Below are 19,427 nucleotides of genomic sequence, written 5' to 3' on the forward strand. Positions count from 1 at the left end.
AAAATCTAAAAATACACTATAATTTAGGATTCAATACTTTAGCAATAGAAACCGCATCTGCTACAGTGTCCAGGCTATAGATCTGCAGAATACCCTGAGTGGTAGCTGCCTGACCTAAAATGTTTTGTTGGTTTTGTGCATTTACTGCATTTTCAAACATAATTCCTGTAGAATGTGCTGCAGATTGATAGACGTTACTTAAAGCCATTGCAGGAGATTCTGCTACTACTTTTACGTTCGATTGCGTTACTGCGTCTGTGATTTGTTCGTTTACTGGCATAATGATTATTGTTTATTTGGGTTAAAAATATCCGGGTTTTCCGGTTGTTTGGATTGATTATTTAAGCTTTCCTTAAAATGAATTACGGATTAAGGATTTTAGCCATAGAAACAGCATCAGCAATGGTATCCAGACTATAGATCTGTGCGATACCCTGTGTAGTAGCTGCCTGAGTAACAATATTTTGTTGGTTTTGTGCGCTTACTGCATTTTCAAACATAATTCCTGTAGAATGGGCTGCTGTCTGATATACGTTGCTTAAAGCTACTGCAGGAGATTCTGCAACTACCTTTACGTTCGACTGTGTTACTGCGTCTGTGATTTGTTCGTTTACTGGCATAATGATTATTGTTTATTGGTTAAAAACAACCGGAGTTTCCGGTTGCTCGGACGATGTACTTAAGCTTTTCGCAAAAATGAATTACGGATTAAGGATTTTAGCCATAGAAACAGCGTCAGCAATGGTATCCAGGCTATAGATCTGAGTGATTCCCTGTGTAGTAGCTGCCTGAGTGACAATATTTTGTTGGTTTTGTGTATTCACTGCATTTTCAAACATGATTCCTGTAGAATGGGCAGCGGACTGATATACGTTGGCAAGCGCCATTGCAGGAGATTCTGCTACTACTTTTACGTTGGATTGAGTTACTGCGTCTGTGATTTTTTCGTTTACTGGCATAATGATTATTGTTTATTGGGGTTAGAATAACCGGGTTTTCCGGTAGTATAAAATTGTTTTATTTGCGGTCTGCAAAAATGAATTAAGGTTTAAGGATTTTAGCAATGGAGATGGCATCAGCTATGGTATCTTTACTGTAGATCTGAGTGATCCCTTGGGTTGTAGCCGCTTGCGTTACGATGTTGTGTTGATTTTGAGCAGTCATCGCATTTTCAAACATAATTCCTGTAGAATGGGCAGCTGTCTGATACACGTTACTCAAAGCCATTGCAGGAGATTCTGCAACTACCTTTACGTTCGACTGTGTTACTGCATCTGTGATTTGTTCGTTAACTGGCATAATGATTATTGTTTATTTAGGTTAAAAAACGACCGGATTTTCCGGCTGAGAATTACTTTTTATCAAAAAAGCTAAAAATTAAGGCTTAAGAATCTTAGCAATGGAAACCGCATCTGCTACCGTATCCAGACTGTAGATCTGCAGGATACCCTGAGTGGTAGCTGCCTGACCTAAAATATTCTGTTGGTTTTGTGCATTCACTGCATTTTCAAACATAATTCCTGTAGAATGTGCTGCAGATTGGTACACGTTGGCTAGAGCCATTGCAGGAGATTCTCCTACTACTTTCACGTTCGATTGCGTTACAGCGTCTGTGATTTGTTCATTAACTGGCATAATTGTTTTTGTTTTTTTGTTGAGATCTGATCTCGGTTAATAATTATTGAGGTAAACTAGTTTTCTATTTTATTTTTAAACTCACTACAGACCCTGCAGATGATACATTTCAAAAGCATTGGTATTGACAGGTTATGAATAAATCAGACGTGAAGGGTGGCTCTGAATACAATGGTTGAAACCCTATCTGTAAAATCTGTATGAGTTTAAAGCATATTTCCTGATAAAAAGGATGAGGCTTTTATTTTTAATATCTGTCTTAAAAATAAATTTCTGCTGCAGGTATGCTGGCAATGCTGGATTCCTTTGGGCTAAAGATGGATTCTGAATGATTGCTTCTACACATAGACAGCATCTGAAAGACGGTGCAAAATAAATGTTGACCTGATTGTATATATGTTGAGGGCACCGGATTTCATCTTTGCAGGGAAATAAGCCACATCCGTAGTTTGTGAACTGAAATTAGAAACGTCCTTTCCTGATGGTTTCCAGTTCTTTTATTTTCATATTCTTTGGACTCATTTTTTTTAGGCCCATCACATAGCTGCCGATGGCAGTCATGTTATTTCGCTGTTGGTTCAAGGCAGAATTAATCTGCATTGCTCCCGTAGAATGTGCACTTACCTGTGTTGAAATAGCGTTAGGTACGGCGGTAGACATTCCCATAATTATCGTATCAATTTCGTTCATAATAATCTGTTGGTTTTGATGTTTTATGGGCGGATATTCCCAAATCTGGCACTCAGCTTATTCATTCGGTCCATTATTTTGAGCTCTTTCTCCTTTACCTTTGCTGTTGAAGCCTCCTGAAGTCTTTTCAACTGTTCTTCATAGTTCATCATAGGAGGATCAGCCTGAGGTGGTGGTGTAGCCTCTTGTACCTGAGGTAATTCCTGCTGTTTCACGGCTTCTTCCAGCTTTTCCAGCAAAGGAGCAAGCGATTTCATGGTTTCTTTGACGGCTTTATCTCTGATGTAATTAATGATTTCTTCTTCATGTCTTAAAACAAAAGGCATGATTTCTTTTTCAATGATTTCAGGTTCCGTTACTGGTACCGTAGGTTTGTAAGCGGGGGCCTTCTTGCGGGTTCTTCTGCGCATAAGTTCTGTTTTTTATCATGTAAGATTTTACAGCAGATAATTTATAAATGCAGCTGCAGCCTTCCAGTCATGGTTAATATCTTTTACTACATTATAACCGGTTATCTCCAGAGCAATACACGCTGAAATAGCAGTGGCTGACAACATTTCTTTTAGCTGGTTGGGAGGAAGGGTAAGGATATAATCATCCGGAATCACAGGAAGTCTGCCGTTGTTTGGAGGGTTTTCATTCACTACAATACTCAGGATTTCCTGGAAATAATGGGCAATCAGTTTAGAAGCCTGGAATTCCAGCTCTCTTTTTAATTCAATTATTTCTTCCTGGCTTACCAGTTCGGAAATAGCAGCTACATCCACATCATGTACAGAATACTGAGCTTCTCCCGTATCAGATGGAGTGATCGTGATATCTGTTTTCAGAATCCATTTTGCCTTTTCAAGATTAATGGTAAGAAGCTTTGAATCAAGATCTGAAACTGCAATTTCATTTAAGGTGGTAAAAGGTAAAATTCTCACGTTACAATAAAAAGCTTTCGGATCATCCAGCTTGACCATGATGACGGCAATTCCCGTTGATCTGTCTATAGGTTCCACTACAAAAGACTGGAAATGATTGTATCTTTTATTTCCTCTGTTGATGCAGTTCACCAGTCTTATGGCAGGCTGAATATTAATGTTTGAGGTCTGAAGATTAAATACAACTCGCTCTGCATTATGTTCCGTCTTTTTTACATCAGTACTTCTCGTGTCAAAATAAGAAATATCACTGCTTCGGGTCAGGTAAAGTCGTTCATTTAAATCATTTAGATTTTCTAGATTTAAAATTTTGGCGGGTTTGGTTGTTGAAGAATAATTCATCTTTTATTTATTTTAATTTTTTCAAGGAGTTGACTTATTATTGTTTTTTTCTTTCGGTTAACTTCAGGTTCTACTGAAGGAATTACTGCTTCCTTAATCTCTGGTTTTACGAGTGGCTGTGTCAGTTTTACTGACTTTAATACTAATTTTCCCCCATGATCAGCCGTGATAAAGCTTTTTCTCATACCTTCCTTTTCTGATGAGACTTCTTCCGGAACCGGAGCTACTCGTTTTTTTTTTCAGGATCTTCAGTCTCAGGAGAAACTTCCGTAAACGGGGGAGGAGAAGGAAGAGCTACTGGAACCGGAGGCGTATTGACATTATAAATAGTATTGGAAATTTTAGCCTTCACCTCAGCATATTCACTTACCATTTTGAACAGATCCTTCATCATTTCATTTCCTTTTCCTGCATCCTGGCCTTGCAGATGTTCTGCCAGCTGAGTGGAGGTTTCCTTACTGCCGGGAGCCGGCCCGAAAGTCGTTCCATACGTCAGTAGATTATTGGCCAATCTGCTTAATGCAATCAAACCTACCTGCTCAAATCCTTTCAAAAAAGACTGTAAATCCTGAACCATCATTCCTGTAGACTGTTCTATCATTACTTTTGTCACTCCGGTCATTGGGGAAGCCTTAGGCGGGGCCAGTACCTCACTGTTCACAAATACTACAGCTTTCTCCGCCGGAGTGGTAGCATTTGCTGCCTGGGATTGTTGGGTTTCACTGTTGTGTTCACTCATGATCGTAAGGTTTTATATTATCCTTTTAAAATTTTAATGGCATCTGCAACAATCGCAGGGTTGAGCTGGTTCAAGTTCTGCTGATTGGTTACAGAATTCTGAATGGAAATTCCACTGGCATGCGTGGCCATCTGGTAAAGCATACTCATAGCCTGTGCGGGAGACTCACCAAGTACGGTAACATTGGTCTGCGTTACTGCATCTGTAGTCTGGGTGTTTACTGTTTCTGCCATATTCTGGTTTTAATGGATTATTATTATTTTTATTTCAAACATCTTTTTTCAAAGTCTTTGTTTCAACTCAGCTTTACTGTTATGTCTTGGTTAAGTCTTCGCTGTGAGACTGTTGATCTCTTTTGTCTGATACAAATTTCATCAAACGAAATAAATCTTCATTAAGGGAAAAAACTGAATTTTAAAAAATAAGGGAATTCTCCTACGAGTGAAATTTTTAGATCAGCATCGTTTCGGTAAATAATAGAATCAGGAAAATAAAGCAGTACCTATAGCTGTATTTAACCATCAGTAACACATGATACACAAATACACTATCTGCCCATAAGGGGAAACCCTGAATTTCTAAAAATGGGTAGATCCCCTCTATTTTGTCGGGAGCTTTACCTTGAAATTTGTTCCCTAACGTATTATAATAAACGATATGATAAAAAATAGAAAAAAAAACAAAGCACCTGTTTCCAATACAGATGGTGCTAATCACAGACCAGCACCAAGACCTGAACCTCAACCTCAACGTGCACCCAAACCTAAACCTACAGTACTTGTCCAACCCGGATATGCCACAGGTGATATGTTTGGAATTGCAGCGGCTTTAATTGATGATGAGGAACTTCATGTTGTCATTTCAAAAGGCGACGGCAAGGACCATACCGATAAAGCAGATTCTATAAACAAATTCTATAGAGATTCCGGAATAGGTGAGGACAGAATACATGTTGTAGAAGTAAAACAGTTAAGGGGAGATAAAGATGGTAAGAAAAAATTAGAAACCGAAGCGCGTAAGTATCAGCAAAGAGGATATATTAACAGGGTAAACTATGGAACAGATTATATTGCCAGAAAATACTCGCCGGCCCTACGGGATAAACTAAAAGAAAGATGGAGGGTCAATATCAATAACGATGAAAATGAGGCTATAAAAGAATGGCTGGAACAAAAAGGAATACCCACCAGTGGTACCAACTTACTTATTTTATGGTCCCGTTTCAGCGGGAAAGGAGGAGATATTCATATAGAACACGATACCAGCTATACAGGGATCAGACAGATTGTTTATAGAGTAGCGGAGATGTATGATGCAATTATTATTACCGGAGATAAAGGCTATGTGAAGGAGAGAGGATCTAAGTTTGATGATATTGTCAATGAGGTCAAAAGTTATATTCATCCTTCCAAAGTATTCAATATCACCGAATTTTGGGATGATAAAACACCATCTTTATTAGCATGGGGTGGCGATACCCGTTTTGGGCAGTTTAAGCTGTATGAGTACTTTGAGAGAAATTTTACCCATGTAAAACATTTGGGCTTCAGAAGCGGTAACCTTGAAGTGATGGCGATGTTAGGATATACGGTAAACTATATGGAAGAAGAAGGAAGTGAGAGCGGAAGCAGAATGCTGGCCTGGAAGAAGGGACGTGGAGGCAAGACTAAAAAAGGAGGTGACGCCACCGGATATGAACGTTTGTTGCTGAGTGAACCTCCAACACGATCAGGTAAATTTCTTCAGGAAAAAATAAAAGACATCAATCAAAGAATTGAGCACGAATTAGATGAAGAGATCAACAAAATAATAATGATCACACCTAAAACGGAAAATGAGATAAAAGAACTGAAGAAGCAGCTTAAACCTAAAATTGAAGCAAAATTCAGAGACGAAAAAAGAAATTATACAGGGGCACATTTCGCTCCGCGCAAAAAAGATGGAACATCTCCAACCCCCATACCAAAAGAAGAAAAAAGCAGATTTTATGAAGGGTTTAATGATAAGGATATGGAGCTTATTCTCAAATTCTTACAGCCCGAACGCTGGATTGACAAACAAACTCCTTACGATCCTATCATTCCACAGAAAAGAAAAGATTATAAAAAACTGTTGGAAATTGCTGATTAAACAGTAAGCCGGAACTCTGCGGATTAATTAAAATACGAATTTTCATTGATGTTTCAAAAAAACAGCCTTCTGCACAGAAGGCTTTTTTTTTGATGAATAGCGCTATGTTGAAAGAAGAGCATCATCAGCATCCTTTTCAGGTAATTCTTTTCTCTTTCTCCAAAAGAAATAGGCAACAACAGCAGTCGCAATGGGCAGAGCAATACCAAACTCATCAATATAGTAATTGGTATTTCCTGTATCTACCGTAAGCGGTGTGAAAATAGACTGTATAAAAAGGTTGTGGCTGGCATGTAAAATAGCACCAGTCCATAAACTTCCTGATTTTAGCCTTAACCACGTGAAAATAAAGCAAGATGCAAATATCATCACTGTAAAACATAAAAGGGCCAGCCATTTGGGACCACCCGTATTATAATTGGAAAAAAGCAGAAGAGGATAATGATAGATAGCCCATATAAGACCCATCCAAAGAGAGGTTGCAGTATAAGAATTTATCTTTGCTAATTGCGGAGTAAGAAGGCCCCGCCAGCCTATTTCCTCACCCAATGCCGAGCCTACAGAACGCACCATGCCAAAGCTGCTCATCAGAATAATGTAGAGGATCAAAGTCTGTCCATCAGAAAGATTCCAGCCCATCCCTTTACCGGCTTCTGCTACAAATTCATGATTATAAAATCCGCCAGCTCCACTGATCCAGATGATAAGATAAGGAACAAAAGCGTAAACAATAGGAATACAGTAAGCCATGATCTGGTATTTCGTAAGTCCCCATTTCCAGCCCAGGGAAGAAACAGGAATTTTCCGGATACGGCAGGTAAGAAGTGCTGCAATGGCCGGACACCACATGACAATGGTAGCATAAGATATAATGCCTCCGCCGAGTTTCCCGGTACGGATGCACATATAATAAACCGGGAGACAGAAAAGCAGGGTAAGGCACAGGTAAGTGGCAATATTCTTCCTGATTTCGGATTTGGATAGTGTATTTTCCATAAACTGATCTGGTGTTGAAGTTTATAAATAATTGAAAAATAGAAGGTTATTTTTTAATAAAAGTACACTTATTTCTTATATGAATACCAATTTTACTGCTGTTCACTTTAAAAAGAGGTCTTATTTTTTTTAATAATGGAAAACTGTAAATTAGCGAAAACATTTTTTTTTCGAATTACCCCAGAACATGTCCAGACTAAAAGCGATAAGAGAACAAAAAAATCTGACCCAGGAGGAACTGTCAGAAAAATCAAAAATTTCTGTAAGAACCATTCAGCGGATAGAATCCGGAACAGAACCTAAGGGACATACTTTAAGAGCGCTGGCGCAGACTTTGGAAATAGAGGAATCTTTATTATTGCAGGAAGAAATCATCATTTCCCAGGAAAAGCATGAGGTAAAAACAGAAGCCACAGAAGAATCTGAAACGGTCAGTTATTCTATGATTAAGATGATCAATCTATCCTCCTTGTTATTTGTGGTTGTACCACCATTAAATATTCTGGTTCCCTTTCTATTGATGTTTATAACGAAGCAGAGAAACAGTCTTACCAAACAGATTATCTCTCTGCAGATGTTTTGGACTGCTATAGCGCCCATTGTATTTATGCTCGGAATCTTTTTAAAGCTTGGAAAAGAGTTTACCCTTATTCTGATGATCCTTATTGCACTGTCCAATGTAGTCATGATCCTCCGGAATGCTGCTGAAATTGACCGTAAAAAGAAATTGTATTTTAAACTGAAATTCAGTATGTTATAATTCTTGTCAGGGCTTTGTCGGGTTTTTGTCGGGTTCATTTTTATTAAAAAAACGAAATGAAATTGAATCTTTGTCAAAAAAATAACAATGACAAAATCGGCACAGTTTATCCTTCCTTTTCTTATTCTGATGATGAGTATCGTTTATGCACAGACAGAAAAAACAGATCCTCTCTACAAAACAATTATATCAAAAGACAGCCTTTTTTTTTCAGCAGGTTACAATACCTGTAACATCGGAAAGATGGAAAGCATGTTAAGCGACGGGTTTGAATTTTATCATGATAAGGGCGGTTTTGAGGACAAAAAGAAATTCATCATTGATTTTAAAAACGGATTGTGCAAGTCTCCGGAAACCTATCAGCTGAAAAGAGTCTTAGTGGGTAAAAGTACTGAGATTTATCCTATGTATAAAGAGGGGAAAATATATGCTGCTATTCAGAACGGAGACCATCTGTTTTATGAAAAAGTAGGAGATCAGGCCGAAAAATTAGTTGGGGAAGCAAAGTTTACTCATCTGTGGATCCTGGAAAATGCTGAGTGGAAACTTAAAAATTCATTGAGCTTTGATCACCATCCTAAGCAGACAACCGATAGTGACACCATGTTTGATAACGATCAGTCGATGCAAAGCTGGCTGAAAGAGAATAAGATTCCAACCTTGGGATTAGGAATTATCGAAGGAGGAAAACTGCAACAGGTAAAAGTGTTTGGAGATACAAAACAAGGAATTCCAGCTTCCGTCAACGCTTATTTTAATGTAGCATCCCTTACCAAACCTGTCACGGCAATGGTAGCATTAAGGCTGATAAGTTTAGGGAAATGGAAGTTGGACGAACCTTTAGATACCTTTTGGACAGATCCCGATATCATCAACGATCCAAGGCATCAGAAACTGACCACCAGAATAATCCTGAGCCACCAGACCGGTTTTCCCAACTGGAGATGGATGAACGCTGACAAAAAACTGAATTTTCAGTTTGAGCCCGGTACAAAATACCAATACTCAGGAGAGGGTTTTGAATACCTTAGGAAAGCATTGGAAAAAAAGTTTGGGAAATCACTGGACCAGCTTGCGAAAGAACTTATATTTCAGCCTTTCAAAATGCGTAATACAAACTATATCTGGGATCAGAACACGGATGAGTCAAGATTTGTGACAGGATACAACGAAAAGGGAGATGCATATCCCATAGAAAAAATTAAAACCGCCAATGCTGCCGATGATCTGCATACTACGATAGAAGATTACGGGAATTTTATGATCAGCATTATGAAAGGAAAAAATCTGAAGCCGGAAGTCTTTCAGGAAATGATCAAAAAACAGGTAAAAGTAAAAGAGGGTAAATATTTCGGGTTAGGCCTTGAAATCTACGATCTGGGGAAAGGTGAATATGCTTTATCCCATGGTGGAGCAGACCAGGGAACAAGATGTATTGCTATTGTACTGCCCAATTCAGGAAAGGGAATTGTGATATTTACCAACGTAGATGATGGCTATAAAGTCTATGAAAAACTGGTTCTTCATTACTTAGGAGATCAGGGACAGAAAATTATTAAGATAGAAACTAAATAACTATGCATGCTATAATAAATCTTTGTATATTCGGGTAGTGATCTGAAAACAAATGAAATAACATACTATTTGTTTTCAGGAGGTAACAGATATGAGCAGAAATAAAAAGAAAGCTATGTGGCAATATTATATTATCCTTGGGGCAGGAGTAATTCTGTTTGTTGCAGCATTGCTGAGCCTCAAAAACACACTCTCATTCTTAAAAAAAGCAGAAAAGGCAACCGCAACCGTTACCTCACTGCGGGAATTTGAATCGGATGGAGTAGTATTCAGTCCTCTCTTTACCTTCCGTACACAAAATAATGTTGACTATACGTATGAACTGCCGGAAGGTACCAATCCTTCAGCCTGGTCGGTAGGGGAGACAGAGACCGTTATTTATGATCCTGCCGATCCCTCTTCCGTAGAATTATATACGTATTTCAGAATTTTTGCCTGGCCTTTAATCCTGATTTCTATTGCATTGCCATTACTGGTGATAGGAGGAGGCTATTTTATTGCAGCTCAGTTTTTAAAATAACCTCTTCCTTTTATATTTCTATTTTACCTTTTCCAGAAGATACAGCTTAGCCCCGGAAAATCCCAGTTTTGGCATCAGGTTTCCTTCCAGCATCATCGTCTTATTATTGGCATCAATGACAGAAATATAATTGTTGGAATTGTATTCTATATAGTTTTCCTTTTCTTTTGTTGAAGGGTTTTTTCCAAACTCTAAAGAATATTTTACCCAGTCTTCATCCTGTGTACTGCAGTGTACAGGCTTGAATTTAGACTTTTTAGCCTTAAAAACAATCTGGTCAAAACCTTCCGTACATTCTGAGGTGAATGAGCCGTCAGGATTCTGATCTTTTGAAAAATCCTCGAAAGAACCACGGTAAACACCTACCACTTTCCAGGTTCCATCTATACGGTCTTCATCAATCTTCCCCTTCGCTTTGCTTACCGCCCAGCTGATTCCGTTTACGGTTCCTTTTACCGCTTTATAACTTAAGCTTACAGCGCCTGAAACTACTTTTGTAGCCGTTCTTACCACACATGAATTGAGAACAAGGACCGCCGAAGCCAGAAATAGTATTTTCTTCATTTTGTCAAATTTTTTCAGATACGAAGATACTGTTTTTGGAAAAATTGATAAATAAATATCATCTTATATTGTACTGCTCTATCTTCAATAGTAGAAAGTATTATATTTATTGCTGCAAAATCATTTTGAACAAAATTCTAAGGATGTAAACAATGTTTATAAGGATTAGGTATAGCTAAATGATAAGCACAAGATTTACCTGTAATGTGTACAAAATATAAAACATAATAATCTATATGAAAAATGATTTTGAATTAGATGAATCCAGTAAAAAACCACTACTTATTTTTGGCTTAATATTCGGATCAATTGTATTTATTACTGTTTTTTATTTGAGTTATAATGCTGAGAATCTTACGAAAAAGGTTATACTTGATGAAAAAAGGCATTCTAGAATAATTAGCATTTTTAGGGCAAAAGAAGAACATAATTTTATATATATTAAACTTTCTGGAGGGCAGATTTATAATTTCAATAACTTATACAGAGTAGGTGACTCTCTTTCAAAAAGCAAAGGAGATTCCATAGAGTACATTTTTAGAGGTGATAGTATAATAAAGAATAATTTATTTGAAGTAGCAAGAAGAGAAGGGACACTTAAATAAAAAACCTTTTACTGGCGAACGTTCCATCAGAACCCTGGGAAATTAGAAAACTTTAGTCCGGTTTACCGTCCGAAAATCAGCATTCACCGTTCAATATGACCTGTTCAAAGTATTTACCCTTATTACTATCTCAGTTTTGCAATAATTTTACCCTAACAAAACATCACGATTATGAATACTACATTGAACTTCAGTAAAAAAATACAGGCTGTTTTATCCCTGGTCATTTTTATAGGAATGGGATTATGGTCTCTGAAAGCACAGACTTACAGCGCTGGCGAAAAAGATATCGAAAATGCAGCGGTCAGATCAGCTTTCCAGAATACAAAGAAAATAAGAGCCGGATTGCTGGATGTAGGGTATGCAGAAGTAGGACCCGAAAATGGAAAACCCGTTATCCTTCTTCATGGATGGCCTTATGATATCCACAGTTTTGAACAGTCCTCTGCTATCCTTGCTGAAAAAGGGTATCGTGTTTTGGTCCCTTATTTAAGAGGCTATGGCACAACGACCTTTGTTTCACCCAATACAAAACGAAACGGTCAGCAGAGTGCTGTGGCATTGGATATCATTGCTTTTATGGATGCCCTGAAAATTGATAAGGCGATCATTGGCGGTTTTGACTGGGGAGCCAGAACTGCAGATATCATGGCAGCACTGTGGCCAGAACGCTGTACAGGCCTGGTTGCCGTAAGCGGATATTTAATTGGAAGCCCGAAGGCCAACGAAAAACCGTTACCTCCAAATGCTGAATTTTTATGGTGGTATCAGTATTACTTTTCAACTGAAAGAGGGTATAAGGGGTATAAAGCCAATACTGAAGCATTTAATAAACTGATCTGGAAAACGGCTTCACCCAAATGGGCCTTTGATGACCAGACCTACGAACGTTCTGCCGCAGCATTCAATAACCCTGACCATGTTGATATTGTGATCCACAATTACCGCTGGCGCCTGGGATTGGCGAAAGGAGAAAAACAATACGATGCGCTTGAAGCTAAACTGGCAAAATCTCCGTCCATTACAGTCCCAACAGTGACCCTGGAAGGTGATGCCAACGGAGCGGCGTTTCCTGCCCCGGAAAGTTATGCTTCCAGATATACAGGAAAATATGCCCATCACACCCTCACAGGCGGAATTGGACACAATTTACCACAGGAAGCTCCAAAAGCATTTGCAGATGCCATTATAGAGGTAGATTCTATGTCACAGGCTAAATAAAAATCTGTCGGATTTAAGAAGATTTCTCTAAAGTGTCATTCTGACGAAGGAAAGATCTCATTAATAACATTCTTCCTTCGTAAAATGACATAGTCAAATGATTGAACTATGAGACAGTCTCTATCTTATCGTAAACTATCCTTCAAAATTTTCTTCAAGCTTCAGTTTATTCACCAAAGGATTGGCATACATCGACAGGAAATACTCCTTAGAAACCGGATCTGACGGGTCTATACGCATCTCAAGTCTTCGGATAAACAGCTGTTTCTCCTGTTCGGTATAGTGTGAAGCATAGGTATCTGTATGATGAATCAGATCGTAGGCAATAAATTTTGTCGGCCAAAGCTTATAATTCTTAATGATGGAATGGTCAATCACCTGTGCAACAGCCTGCAATTGTTTGTTTTTATTCTCAATCGTAGCGGCAATTTCATCCAGTTCGGTATCAATAACATCACCGGCATGCAGATGAATTCGTTTCTTTTGCCCTAATATTCCGCTGAGCATGGTGGTAAAATCTTCATTTTTACCTTTGATGTATTCCTCATCCCTGTGCTGTGCCAGAAGTTGAGGCATTTTCAAAGAATCTGTAGGATCATATTCATAAGAAATGGATACGGGAACAATTTTTAAGGTTTTAAAATACTCTATCAGCGACTGATCTCCTGATGCCATGGCAAGCATTTTTAAAACACCCTGTTGAGTGGCATCATTACCGTCTTTGGTACGGCCTTCACGCTGGGCGATCCATACAGAGCGGTTTTCGTGATGCAATTGATGATCAATATACTCAGACATCGTTTGTGAACTTTTAAGCTGATCACGAAGCGACAGCCCTCTTTGAACCAAAAAGTTACGGTTCAGCTTGGCCAATACATTCAAAAAGTTTCTTTTCACAAGGTTATCCCCAATGGCTGAAGCAGTCATAATGTGGCCGCTTTCCAGAAGAGCCAGGTTAAGCAGGGAAGTATCCAGTACAATATCCCTGTGATTTGAAATATAAAGGTATGGCGTGTTTTTATCCAGTTTATCGAAGCCTGAGGTCGTTAAACCTTCAGAACTTTTCGCAAGGATCTGACGAACGGTATGTGCCACAAAATGATGCTGAAAATCACTTATAGAGTGGATCTCTTTAAACTGTTCCAGCCAGACCTGCTCATCCACACCGGGAAAAGTAAAGTTCATCAGTGCTTTCATCATAGGATCACGGGCTACACTCTGCAATCTTTCATTCACTTCATGATCATGAAAATACCGTATTTCATCAAACTTTGACATGCGATTATTTAAAAATTAAAACTTTTTGCAAAAGAACGAAAATTTATCTGGGGAATGGGTATAATGCTTGTTAAAGTATTATGAAGGGCGTAGGAGTTAGCTGAAATAACTGTGTATAACAAAGAAATCCATGTAACACCGCCCACTTGGTCACGTTATAAGCACCCATCTTGTCATTCCGTAGGAATCTAAACTCTTTTTATCATCATTTATTATTCAAAGCTTCAGGGTCTGGATTCCTACGGAATGACAAACTGTGTGGAATAGTCTGAGCGAATAGTTTGTGTGGTAAAGTCTTGAGTAAATAAGTCTCCAGATACGCATGATACCCGCTCACCTTGTCATTCCGCAGGAATCTAAACCCTTATTTTTATAATCATTCATTATCAAAAACCTTTCTGTATCTGGATTTCTACGGAATGACAAGCTGTGTGAATATTGTCCATATCAAAACCAATTTTCAAACAGATAATTCAAAAATTCTAAATTAGGATTTGTTCTCCTTATAAGTTCAAGTTTCTTAATTCTTGACCAGTTTTTAATTTCCTTTTCTCTTTCAATAGCATGATGAATCCAATCATATTTCTCGTAATAAATTAGAAATTCAAGATTATATCTTGCTGTAAAGCTACCGGAATTTAGCTTTGTTTTGTGCTGATGCAATCTCCTGTGGAGGTTTCCTGTAACACCAGTATAAAGTACTTTTCTATTTTTATTGGTGAGAATATAGATATAGTAGGTATATCTTCCTTTTGAAAATTCAATCATTTGTGTGTTTGTTTTACAAAAGTTACAAAAAATATATATCCACTTGTTTTTTCAATTGAATTTAATCCCCTTGCTCGCGCGAGCGTCTCGCTCGTGTCCATCTCAATCATTAAGTTTATATCTATTCTCAGAATTCAATTACAGAGTAAAGATTCTAGAGATTGAAGCAAAATTGATTTTTATTCAAAGTTTAAAAGTAGTAAAACTTATATAATAAACAGCCCCTGCAGGAATACAAGAGGTGTTATCTAATTTTATTGTGGGCACGACGCGCCAGCGGGGGATGGCCAAACAGCTGGCAGAAGCCTTAGAAGTGTCTCTGGATTATCTTGTAGGATCTACGGATATTCTACTGGATAAAAATATTGTCGCTAAAATTTTAGATATACAAAAACTAAAAGAGAACGATAGACAGCATGTCTTCGCTCTCCTAGATCCTTAAGCAAACTAAATTGCAAAGCATTTTATAAAACAACAGAGCCACTCAAGCGAGTGGCTTTGTTATTCTATTCATTAAACTTAAATACATTAATTTGTTTCATGTCTTTAAGTTCATTATTAAATTGAGCTTTTAAAATAACTTCTATTACATCTGGTGATAAATCTTTTAGTTTTAAAGGGTTTTTAGGACTGGCTACTAAATGATAATTAGAATCTAAAAAATTATTTAAAACAGTTTTATCAAAAGCATAAATTCCCTTTTTAGCCATATTTATAAAATCTGATAAATACGTTTCGTTTACATCAGGTAATATAATCTTTAGCTCCGGATTAATAATAACATCGGATATTTCAGGTAGATTTCTAAAATAAGAAGACAATATCCCATTTTTCTCTCCTAATTCCGCTATTGTTTCAGGAAGCTTACCTCCTGCTGATGCAACAAAAGCAATTTCATTATTACCTGTAAAAAACCAGTCTATATCTAAACTTTGTTGTTCTATTTCTGTATACATATATTATTTTTCAAAAGTTGTTTTGCAATTTTCCCCTTGCTGGCGCGAGCGTCTCGCTCGTGTCCATCTCAATCATTAAGTTTATATCTATTCTCAGAATTCAATTACAGAGTAAAGATTCTAGGGATTGAAGCAAAATTGATTTTTATTCAAAGTTTAAAAGTAGTAAAACTTATATTATAAACAGCCCCTGCAGGAATGCAAGGGGTGTTATCTAATTTTATTGGGGGCACGAGCGTCTCGCTCGTGCCAGCGGGGGATTTTTTTGATAACATATTTGTACCCTCCATACATTAAGTTAGCCTAAATGTCATTTTGAAATTTAGAGTATTGAAAACAATAACTTAAATAAGCAGCACGTTTGTAAATTTGCATTTTTATTGGGTTTTGCAAATCTCAGAAGAGAAAACATCTCCTTCAAATTGAGTTTCAACAATAGCACATTTTCCTTCTATCCTTTTGATTGTACACAAATATCCACCATGAGTGTTAATATATTTGTCAGTTTCGTCGTGCTGACTTTTAGCTAAATCTAATAGCAATGTAAATTGACAGTTACTCCTCCATAGTATCTTATAATATCTATCCTTCTGTATCTTTCTATTTGTAGATAGATCAAAAGTTTCTTCTACCTGCAAATTATTGGATCTTTGTATAAGATATCTTTTATTTGTTTTTTTATTCAATAATTCAAACTTTCCAGATTTAAAGTCTGAACAAGTAGAATACTCCCGATCAATTTTTTTCGCATTATTATTAACAAAAAAATAAGCAAAAATTATAAAAATTAATTTCATGTTAATCATTTTTTCATAATGAAGATTAGCATATCATTTTGATACGCTAATCTTGAGTTATTTTAGATTGAGAGTTATTCCACTTCATCCTGACGTATTTCAATATTTCCATCTTTCATTAGGAATCTGTATCCCAAAGGTATTGCTAAGTACTTTAAAAAATCAGGCCGAGCAAATGCAACATGATAAAAATGTACCATTTTTAATGACTTAATATCATCATTGTAATCATCCGTTATAAGGTACCACCCACTCTCATTTTGAGGTGAATCATATCTAATTCCTTCAATATCCTTTCCTTCGTAAACACCATCTGATATAACAACTGACATAAAACTCTTAAATAGACGATTTTCTATTAATATCAAATATGTCAATATCTTTTTCCTGAAATATGTTTTCTAATGCTGATGTACCATTTTCCATTTTATATTTGAGTTCTTCATCAGAAATTGGAATACACAAAAGCCAATGTACAGTTTTTGTTTCAAGCTTTAGTGGTTGTAATTTATCCCACAAAAAGGGTGATATAAACATAATATGTTTCATTTCAGAAGTTTCAAGGTACATTTCAACGATTCTCATAAACACTGAGCCTGGTTGACATTCCCACCCATTATTAGTAATATAAAACCCTGAAGTGGAAAGAATATTAGCCAACATGTTGAATTCTTTGTATCCACTAATTAAAAGCTCTATTGGAATATTTCTAAAGCTATTATCATTCATTTCAATTTTATTGGGGTGATCAGACACTCCTATCGTACCACAAATTTTTACTCTAGGATAGAGAGGATCATCACAGGTGAAAATATCGATAAAATTCTTTTTATCATTGTCGTAATGACGATCAATCATTTTATTAACACCAACAATATTTGCTATATAATTAGAAAGCTTTTTGTTTTCTTCAGAAGGTTGTTGAGACATAATTTTTTTAAAATATAATTTTATTTTGTATTAATCCACGTTTAAAATTATTAGAATTTAAAAGCAACCAATCATATCAATACTATTTTTGTTCATATTTATGACTCCTATTTGCTGATTTAGATTCTGGTTGATAATTTTTTGCGTTTTTATATTCTCTTAAAAACTCTTCTTTTGTTATTTTTCCACTCATATATTTTTCATGTAATGTTCTATACTCATGTCCTGGTAAATGCCCCATATCCCATGGTCTAGGTTTTATTGCTTTATCCCATGTAAGTTCTTCTTTAGTGTTTGGATCATAGACTTTACCATCATCTTTCTTTGCAGATTCCCAAACTTCATCTACTTGACCCTTAGCATAAGAAGGTCGGCTTTTACTATATGGTTTTTTAACTGTTACTTTTGCCTCCGCTTTTGCTAAGGCTTTTGCTTCCGCTTTTAATACTGTGGCAGCTGCTTTAACTTCTACTTTTGCCTGCGGAACAAGATTTAATGCTAATAATTTCGCAGCTTGCTTTCTATCAGCAGGCTCACCATCCAAATCACGGACGGTAGCTATTGTGTAAAGCTCTTCAACGGGAGTTACTAATTAATAACAGCCATAAACGCTGCACTATTGGCTTCCTGATTTGCTTTCTCTGTACTCCATTGAACACCACCATTTTGTCGCATGAGTTCCCTGAAACGAAAATCTTTTCCTTCTAAACCTTCTAGCTCAACATTATCAACAACTCTATTTTCAGAGAAATTATAATGTGACTGGTAAGCATATTTTTCACTTGATAGGTCCACAGTAAAGAACTTTTTCTGTTTCAATATACTGTTTCTTCATTCAAAAAAGCTTCTATGCTTTTCAGTTGCATTTCAAAAAATTAGCGTATTAAGTAATACGCTAATTTCATAATTTTATTTTTTTATTGAATCAAATTGTTCTTTTGTTATTATTTTTTTTTCTAACATCTTGTTTAACCACTTTGTAGCTGCTTTTTTAGAATCTTCTGGCATTTTTGAAATATCGACTATATTATAATATGGATAATTAGCTTCTATGTCATATTTCTCACATAATGCTTTAAAATAATCTAAATATGCTTTTTTATAATTGAACTTTTCTGCCATCACTTTCGCATATATCATTAGACTGTCTGTTCTTTCCATTTTATTAGAATCCATAAATATGTAAAAAAGTTCATCATAAGCATCTTCATTTCCATTAAGTGCTTTTTTACTTAATAATTTATAGTCACTTGTAGATGGGCTATTGGTAATTGTTTTAGCACTGTCCAATATGTTTGATTGAGATTGTGCTTTAACTGTATCATTATTAGTTTTAATATTTTTCTTATTATTTTTGCAAGAGCAAAATAAAACTAGGAATAACAGCCAATAATTTTTATTTATCATAATTTAATTTTAAAATAATATTCTATTCCAAATTCCTCCACCTCCTGATGGAACCCAATCACCAGGATGTTGTTCTGTATTTTTTCCATCTTCAAAAGTATTCCATTTACCTTTTTCATTTGTTGTTACTCTTCCTGTTCTGCAAGCATGAATTACAACAGTAAATCCTTCATGGCTTTTTGCATTTTTCCAAAGTTCACTTCCTTGCATTAAGACATTATTTAAAGCAGCACCAGAATTAATTGTTGTTTCTCCTTCATAAGTCTCATTATAAAATTCTTTAGGATTCTCATGTGCGAAGAGGTGAACTGTATTTGTAAACGGATCATCCTTATATCTACCACTATTTGCGATATCTATAATATCGTTATTATACGATGATTTTTTTAACAAAACAACTTCTAACCCTTCCAGCTCTCTACCATCAACAACTCTATTTTCAGAGAAATTATAATGTGACTGGTAAGCATATTTTTCACTTAATGGATCAGCATTAAAGAACCTCGCCATTCCGGCATCATAGTTCCTCCATCTGTAAGAACGTAAGAACTCCATTTAGTGTCAATCTGATTTTCCTGTCCTTGTGTA

General features: G+C 36.4%; 30 protein-coding genes. 7 read left to right on the forward strand and 23 right to left on the reverse strand.

Annotated elements, in window-relative coordinates; all coding sequences use genetic code 11:
- Window positions 1–16 precede the first annotated feature (16 nt).
- The 11 genes from FN817_RS15245 to FN817_RS15295 all read right to left on the reverse strand — a co-directional run bounded on the left by FN817_RS15245 (window position 17) and on the right by FN817_RS15295 (window position 4,565).
- Window positions 17–280, reverse strand: a complete 264-nt coding sequence (locus FN817_RS15245) for a RebB family R body protein (protein ID WP_047378387.1) — start codon at window positions 278–280, stop codon at window positions 17–19.
- 82 nt (window positions 281–362) lie between these two features.
- On the reverse strand, window positions 363–620 hold the full coding sequence (locus FN817_RS15250; RefSeq protein WP_047421299.1) for a RebB family R body protein: 258 nt from the start codon (window positions 618–620) through the stop codon (window positions 363–365).
- 81 nt (window positions 621–701) lie between these two features.
- Window positions 702–959: a RebB family R body protein gene (locus tag FN817_RS15255; RefSeq protein ID WP_047387826.1), complete on the reverse strand. Its 258-nt coding sequence runs from the start codon at window positions 957–959 to the stop codon at window positions 702–704.
- Between the two features lie 82 nt (window positions 960–1,041).
- On the reverse strand, window positions 1,042–1,299 hold the full coding sequence (locus FN817_RS15260; protein WP_047387828.1) for a RebB family R body protein: 258 nt from the start codon (window positions 1,297–1,299) through the stop codon (window positions 1,042–1,044).
- Between the two features lie 78 nt (window positions 1,300–1,377).
- Window positions 1,378–1,635, reverse strand: coding sequence for a RebB family R body protein (locus tag FN817_RS15265; RefSeq protein WP_047378383.1), 258 nt, complete (start codon window positions 1,633–1,635; stop codon window positions 1,378–1,380).
- Window positions 1,636–2,097: 462 nt separating this feature from the next.
- Window positions 2,098–2,325 carry a RebB family R body protein gene (locus FN817_RS15270; protein WP_077418521.1) on the reverse strand — a complete coding sequence of 76 codons (228 nt, stop codon included), beginning with the start codon at window positions 2,323–2,325 and terminating at the stop codon, window positions 2,098–2,100.
- A 23-nt stretch (window positions 2,326–2,348) separates the two neighbouring features.
- Window positions 2,349–2,735: a hypothetical protein gene (locus FN817_RS15275; protein WP_142718698.1), complete on the reverse strand. Its 387-nt coding sequence runs from the start codon at window positions 2,733–2,735 to the stop codon at window positions 2,349–2,351.
- Between the two features lie 27 nt (window positions 2,736–2,762).
- Window positions 2,763–3,593 (reverse strand): hypothetical protein, encoded by an 831-nt coding sequence (locus tag FN817_RS15280; protein WP_142718699.1) that lies wholly within the window; start codon window positions 3,591–3,593, stop codon window positions 2,763–2,765.
- A complete protein-coding gene (locus FN817_RS15285; protein ID WP_047387839.1) occupies window positions 3,590–3,778 on the reverse strand; it encodes a hypothetical protein in 189 nt (62 codons plus the stop codon). The genes FN817_RS15280 and FN817_RS15285 overlap by 4 nt, the downstream gene beginning before the upstream one ends.
- Window positions 3,779–3,816: 38 nt before the next feature.
- Window positions 3,817–4,332, reverse strand: coding sequence for a hypothetical protein (locus FN817_RS15290; protein WP_142718700.1), 516 nt, complete (start codon window positions 4,330–4,332; stop codon window positions 3,817–3,819).
- Window positions 4,333–4,349: 17 nt separating this feature from the next.
- Window positions 4,350–4,565, reverse strand: a complete 216-nt coding sequence (locus FN817_RS15295; protein WP_034697211.1) for a RebB family R body protein — start codon at window positions 4,563–4,565, stop codon at window positions 4,350–4,352.
- Window positions 4,566–4,989: 424 nt separating this feature from the next.
- On the opposite strand from FN817_RS15295, the gene FN817_RS15300 reads away from it, so the two are divergent.
- Window positions 4,990–6,462 carry a hypothetical protein gene (locus FN817_RS15300; protein WP_142718701.1) on the forward strand — a complete coding sequence of 491 codons (1,473 nt, stop codon included), beginning with the start codon at window positions 4,990–4,992 and terminating at the stop codon, window positions 6,460–6,462.
- Between the two features lie 102 nt (window positions 6,463–6,564).
- Here FN817_RS15300 and FN817_RS15305 read toward each other — a convergent pair whose 3' ends face one another.
- Window positions 6,565–7,458 (reverse strand): CPBP family intramembrane glutamic endopeptidase, encoded by an 894-nt coding sequence (locus FN817_RS15305; RefSeq protein ID WP_142718702.1) that lies wholly within the window; start codon window positions 7,456–7,458, stop codon window positions 6,565–6,567.
- A 187-nt stretch (window positions 7,459–7,645) separates the two neighbouring features.
- On the opposite strand from FN817_RS15305, the gene FN817_RS15310 reads away from it, so the two are divergent.
- The 3 genes from FN817_RS15310 (at window position 7,646) to FN817_RS15320 (ending at window position 10,313) form a co-directional block, all read left to right on the forward strand.
- Window positions 7,646–8,218, forward strand: coding sequence for a helix-turn-helix domain-containing protein (locus FN817_RS15310; RefSeq protein ID WP_142718703.1), 573 nt, complete (start codon window positions 7,646–7,648; stop codon window positions 8,216–8,218).
- 87 nt (window positions 8,219–8,305) lie between these two features.
- Window positions 8,306–9,793: a serine hydrolase gene (locus tag FN817_RS15315; protein ID WP_142718704.1), complete on the forward strand. Its 1,488-nt coding sequence runs from the start codon at window positions 8,306–8,308 to the stop codon at window positions 9,791–9,793.
- Between the two features lie 91 nt (window positions 9,794–9,884).
- Window positions 9,885–10,313, forward strand: coding sequence for a DUF3592 domain-containing protein (locus FN817_RS15320; RefSeq protein ID WP_142718705.1), 429 nt, complete (start codon window positions 9,885–9,887; stop codon window positions 10,311–10,313).
- A gap of 18 nt (window positions 10,314–10,331) precedes the next feature.
- On the opposite strand, the gene FN817_RS15325 is transcribed toward FN817_RS15320, so the two are convergent.
- Entirely contained in the window at window positions 10,332–10,877 is a 546-nt protein-coding gene (locus FN817_RS15325; RefSeq protein ID WP_142718706.1) for a hypothetical protein, read from the reverse strand.
- A gap of 236 nt (window positions 10,878–11,113) precedes the next feature.
- Between FN817_RS15325 and FN817_RS15330 the strand changes: the two genes are divergently transcribed.
- Both FN817_RS15330 and FN817_RS15335 read left to right on the forward strand, forming a co-directional pair.
- Window positions 11,114–11,482 carry a hypothetical protein gene (locus tag FN817_RS15330; RefSeq protein WP_142718707.1) on the forward strand — a complete coding sequence of 123 codons (369 nt, stop codon included), beginning with the start codon at window positions 11,114–11,116 and terminating at the stop codon, window positions 11,480–11,482.
- A 171-nt stretch (window positions 11,483–11,653) separates the two neighbouring features.
- Window positions 11,654–12,703 carry an alpha/beta fold hydrolase gene (locus FN817_RS15335; RefSeq protein ID WP_142718708.1) on the forward strand — a complete coding sequence of 350 codons (1,050 nt, stop codon included), beginning with the start codon at window positions 11,654–11,656 and terminating at the stop codon, window positions 12,701–12,703.
- Window positions 12,704–12,838: 135 nt separating this feature from the next.
- Here FN817_RS15335 and FN817_RS15340 read toward each other — a convergent pair whose 3' ends face one another.
- The gene (locus FN817_RS15340; RefSeq protein WP_142718709.1) at window positions 12,839–13,981 is read right to left on the reverse strand and encodes a 1-acyl-sn-glycerol-3-phosphate acyltransferase; all 1,143 of its coding nucleotides are present in this window, start codon (window positions 13,979–13,981) and stop codon (window positions 12,839–12,841) included.
- Window positions 13,982–14,428: 447 nt separating this feature from the next.
- Window positions 14,429–14,749 carry a GIY-YIG nuclease family protein gene (locus tag FN817_RS15345; protein ID WP_142718710.1) on the reverse strand — a complete coding sequence of 107 codons (321 nt, stop codon included), beginning with the start codon at window positions 14,747–14,749 and terminating at the stop codon, window positions 14,429–14,431.
- A gap of 259 nt (window positions 14,750–15,008) precedes the next feature.
- Here FN817_RS15345 and FN817_RS15350 point away from each other — a divergent pair, with 259 nt between their 5' ends.
- Entirely contained in the window at window positions 15,009–15,191 is a 183-nt protein-coding gene (locus tag FN817_RS15350) for a hypothetical protein (RefSeq protein ID WP_142718711.1), read from the forward strand.
- Between the two features lie 64 nt (window positions 15,192–15,255).
- Here the strand turns inward: FN817_RS15350 and FN817_RS15355 are convergent, their stop codons facing one another.
- The 8 genes from FN817_RS15355 to FN817_RS15390 form a co-directional block, all read right to left on the reverse strand.
- Window positions 15,256–15,705 (reverse strand): hypothetical protein, encoded by a 450-nt coding sequence (locus FN817_RS15355; RefSeq protein WP_142718712.1) that lies wholly within the window; start codon window positions 15,703–15,705, stop codon window positions 15,256–15,258.
- Between the two features lie 377 nt (window positions 15,706–16,082).
- Complete coding sequence (locus FN817_RS15360) at window positions 16,083–16,502, reverse strand: hypothetical protein (RefSeq protein ID WP_142718713.1); 420 nt, start codon at window positions 16,500–16,502, stop codon at window positions 16,083–16,085.
- 74 nt (window positions 16,503–16,576) lie between these two features.
- Window positions 16,577–16,834 (reverse strand): immunity protein Imm33 domain-containing protein, encoded by a 258-nt coding sequence (locus FN817_RS15365; protein WP_142718714.1) that lies wholly within the window; start codon window positions 16,832–16,834, stop codon window positions 16,577–16,579.
- A gap of 7 nt (window positions 16,835–16,841) precedes the next feature.
- Entirely contained in the window at window positions 16,842–17,432 is a 591-nt protein-coding gene (locus FN817_RS15370; RefSeq protein ID WP_142718715.1) for a suppressor of fused domain protein, read from the reverse strand.
- Between the two features lie 82 nt (window positions 17,433–17,514).
- Window positions 17,515–17,976 carry an HNH/ENDO VII family nuclease gene (locus tag FN817_RS15375; RefSeq protein WP_228451575.1) on the reverse strand — a complete coding sequence of 154 codons (462 nt, stop codon included), beginning with the start codon at window positions 17,974–17,976 and terminating at the stop codon, window positions 17,515–17,517.
- A 44-nt stretch (window positions 17,977–18,020) separates the two neighbouring features.
- A complete protein-coding gene (locus tag FN817_RS15380; RefSeq protein ID WP_142718717.1) occupies window positions 18,021–18,227 on the reverse strand; it encodes a hypothetical protein in 207 nt (68 codons plus the stop codon).
- A gap of 114 nt (window positions 18,228–18,341) precedes the next feature.
- On the reverse strand, window positions 18,342–18,839 hold the full coding sequence (locus FN817_RS15385) for a hypothetical protein (protein ID WP_142718718.1): 498 nt from the start codon (window positions 18,837–18,839) through the stop codon (window positions 18,342–18,344).
- Window positions 18,840–18,848: 9 nt separating this feature from the next.
- Window positions 18,849–19,394 (reverse strand): hypothetical protein, encoded by a 546-nt coding sequence (locus FN817_RS15390; protein WP_142718719.1) that lies wholly within the window; start codon window positions 19,392–19,394, stop codon window positions 18,849–18,851.
- Between the last annotated feature and the right edge of the window lie 33 nt (window positions 19,395–19,427).

This window comes from Chryseobacterium rhizoplanae (genome assembly GCF_900182655.1).
Lineage (GTDB): Bacteria > Bacteroidota > Bacteroidia > Flavobacteriales > Weeksellaceae > Chryseobacterium > Chryseobacterium rhizoplanae.

Excerpts from the sequence above, each read along its gene's own strand:
- FN817_RS15275 (WP_142718698.1), bottom strand. The coding sequence starts at position 2,735 with ATGCGCAGAAGAACCCGCAAGAAGGCCCCCGCTTACAAACCTACGGTA.
- FN817_RS15390 (WP_142718719.1), bottom strand. The coding sequence starts at position 19,394 with ATGGAGTTCTTACGTTCTTACAGATGGAGGAACTATGATGCCGGAATG.
- FN817_RS15255 (WP_047387826.1), bottom strand. The coding sequence starts at position 959 with ATGCCAGTAAACGAAAAAATCACAGACGCAGTAACTCAATCCAACGTA.
- FN817_RS15310 (WP_142718703.1), top strand. The coding sequence starts at position 7,646 with ATGTCCAGACTAAAAGCGATAAGAGAACAAAAAAATCTGACCCAGGAG.
- FN817_RS15265 (WP_047378383.1), bottom strand. The coding sequence starts at position 1,635 with ATGCCAGTTAATGAACAAATCACAGACGCTGTAACGCAATCGAACGTG.
- FN817_RS15365 (WP_142718714.1), bottom strand. The coding sequence starts at position 16,834 with ATGTCAGTTGTTATATCAGATGGTGTTTACGAAGGAAAGGATATTGAA.
- FN817_RS15290 (WP_142718700.1), bottom strand. The coding sequence starts at position 4,332 with ATGAGTGAACACAACAGTGAAACCCAACAATCCCAGGCAGCAAATGCT.
- FN817_RS15330 (WP_142718707.1), top strand. The coding sequence starts at position 11,114 with ATGAAAAATGATTTTGAATTAGATGAATCCAGTAAAAAACCACTACTT.
- FN817_RS15250 (WP_047421299.1), bottom strand. The coding sequence starts at position 620 with ATGCCAGTAAACGAACAAATCACAGACGCAGTAACACAGTCGAACGTA.
- FN817_RS15260 (WP_047387828.1), bottom strand. The coding sequence starts at position 1,299 with ATGCCAGTTAACGAACAAATCACAGATGCAGTAACACAGTCGAACGTA.
- FN817_RS15335 (WP_142718708.1), top strand. The coding sequence starts at position 11,654 with ATGAATACTACATTGAACTTCAGTAAAAAAATACAGGCTGTTTTATCC.
- FN817_RS15285 (WP_047387839.1), bottom strand. The coding sequence starts at position 3,778 with ATGAGAAAAAGCTTTATCACGGCTGATCATGGGGGAAAATTAGTATTA.
- FN817_RS15360 (WP_142718713.1), bottom strand. The coding sequence starts at position 16,502 with ATGAAATTAATTTTTATAATTTTTGCTTATTTTTTTGTTAATAATAAT.
- FN817_RS15315 (WP_142718704.1), top strand. The coding sequence starts at position 8,306 with ATGACAAAATCGGCACAGTTTATCCTTCCTTTTCTTATTCTGATGATG.
- FN817_RS15320 (WP_142718705.1), top strand. The coding sequence starts at position 9,885 with ATGAGCAGAAATAAAAAGAAAGCTATGTGGCAATATTATATTATCCTT.
- FN817_RS15345 (WP_142718710.1), bottom strand. The coding sequence starts at position 14,749 with ATGATTGAATTTTCAAAAGGAAGATATACCTACTATATCTATATTCTC.
- FN817_RS15300 (WP_142718701.1), top strand. The coding sequence starts at position 4,990 with ATGATAAAAAATAGAAAAAAAAACAAAGCACCTGTTTCCAATACAGAT.
- FN817_RS15245 (WP_047378387.1), bottom strand. The coding sequence starts at position 280 with ATGCCAGTAAACGAACAAATCACAGACGCAGTAACGCAATCGAACGTA.
- FN817_RS15270 (WP_077418521.1), bottom strand. The coding sequence starts at position 2,325 with ATGAACGAAATTGATACGATAATTATGGGAATGTCTACCGCCGTACCT.
- FN817_RS15280 (WP_142718699.1), bottom strand. The coding sequence starts at position 3,593 with ATGAATTATTCTTCAACAACCAAACCCGCCAAAATTTTAAATCTAGAA.
- FN817_RS15340 (WP_142718709.1), bottom strand. The coding sequence starts at position 13,981 with ATGTCAAAGTTTGATGAAATACGGTATTTTCATGATCATGAAGTGAAT.
- FN817_RS15325 (WP_142718706.1), bottom strand. The coding sequence starts at position 10,877 with ATGAAGAAAATACTATTTCTGGCTTCGGCGGTCCTTGTTCTCAATTCA.
- FN817_RS15355 (WP_142718712.1), bottom strand. The coding sequence starts at position 15,705 with ATGTATACAGAAATAGAACAACAAAGTTTAGATATAGACTGGTTTTTT.
- FN817_RS15295 (WP_034697211.1), bottom strand. The coding sequence starts at position 4,565 with ATGGCAGAAACAGTAAACACCCAGACTACAGATGCAGTAACGCAGACC.
- FN817_RS15305 (WP_142718702.1), bottom strand. The coding sequence starts at position 7,458 with ATGGAAAATACACTATCCAAATCCGAAATCAGGAAGAATATTGCCACT.
- FN817_RS15370 (WP_142718715.1), bottom strand. The coding sequence starts at position 17,432 with ATGTCTCAACAACCTTCTGAAGAAAACAAAAAGCTTTCTAATTATATA.
- FN817_RS15385 (WP_142718718.1), bottom strand. The coding sequence starts at position 18,839 with ATGATAAATAAAAATTATTGGCTGTTATTCCTAGTTTTATTTTGCTCT.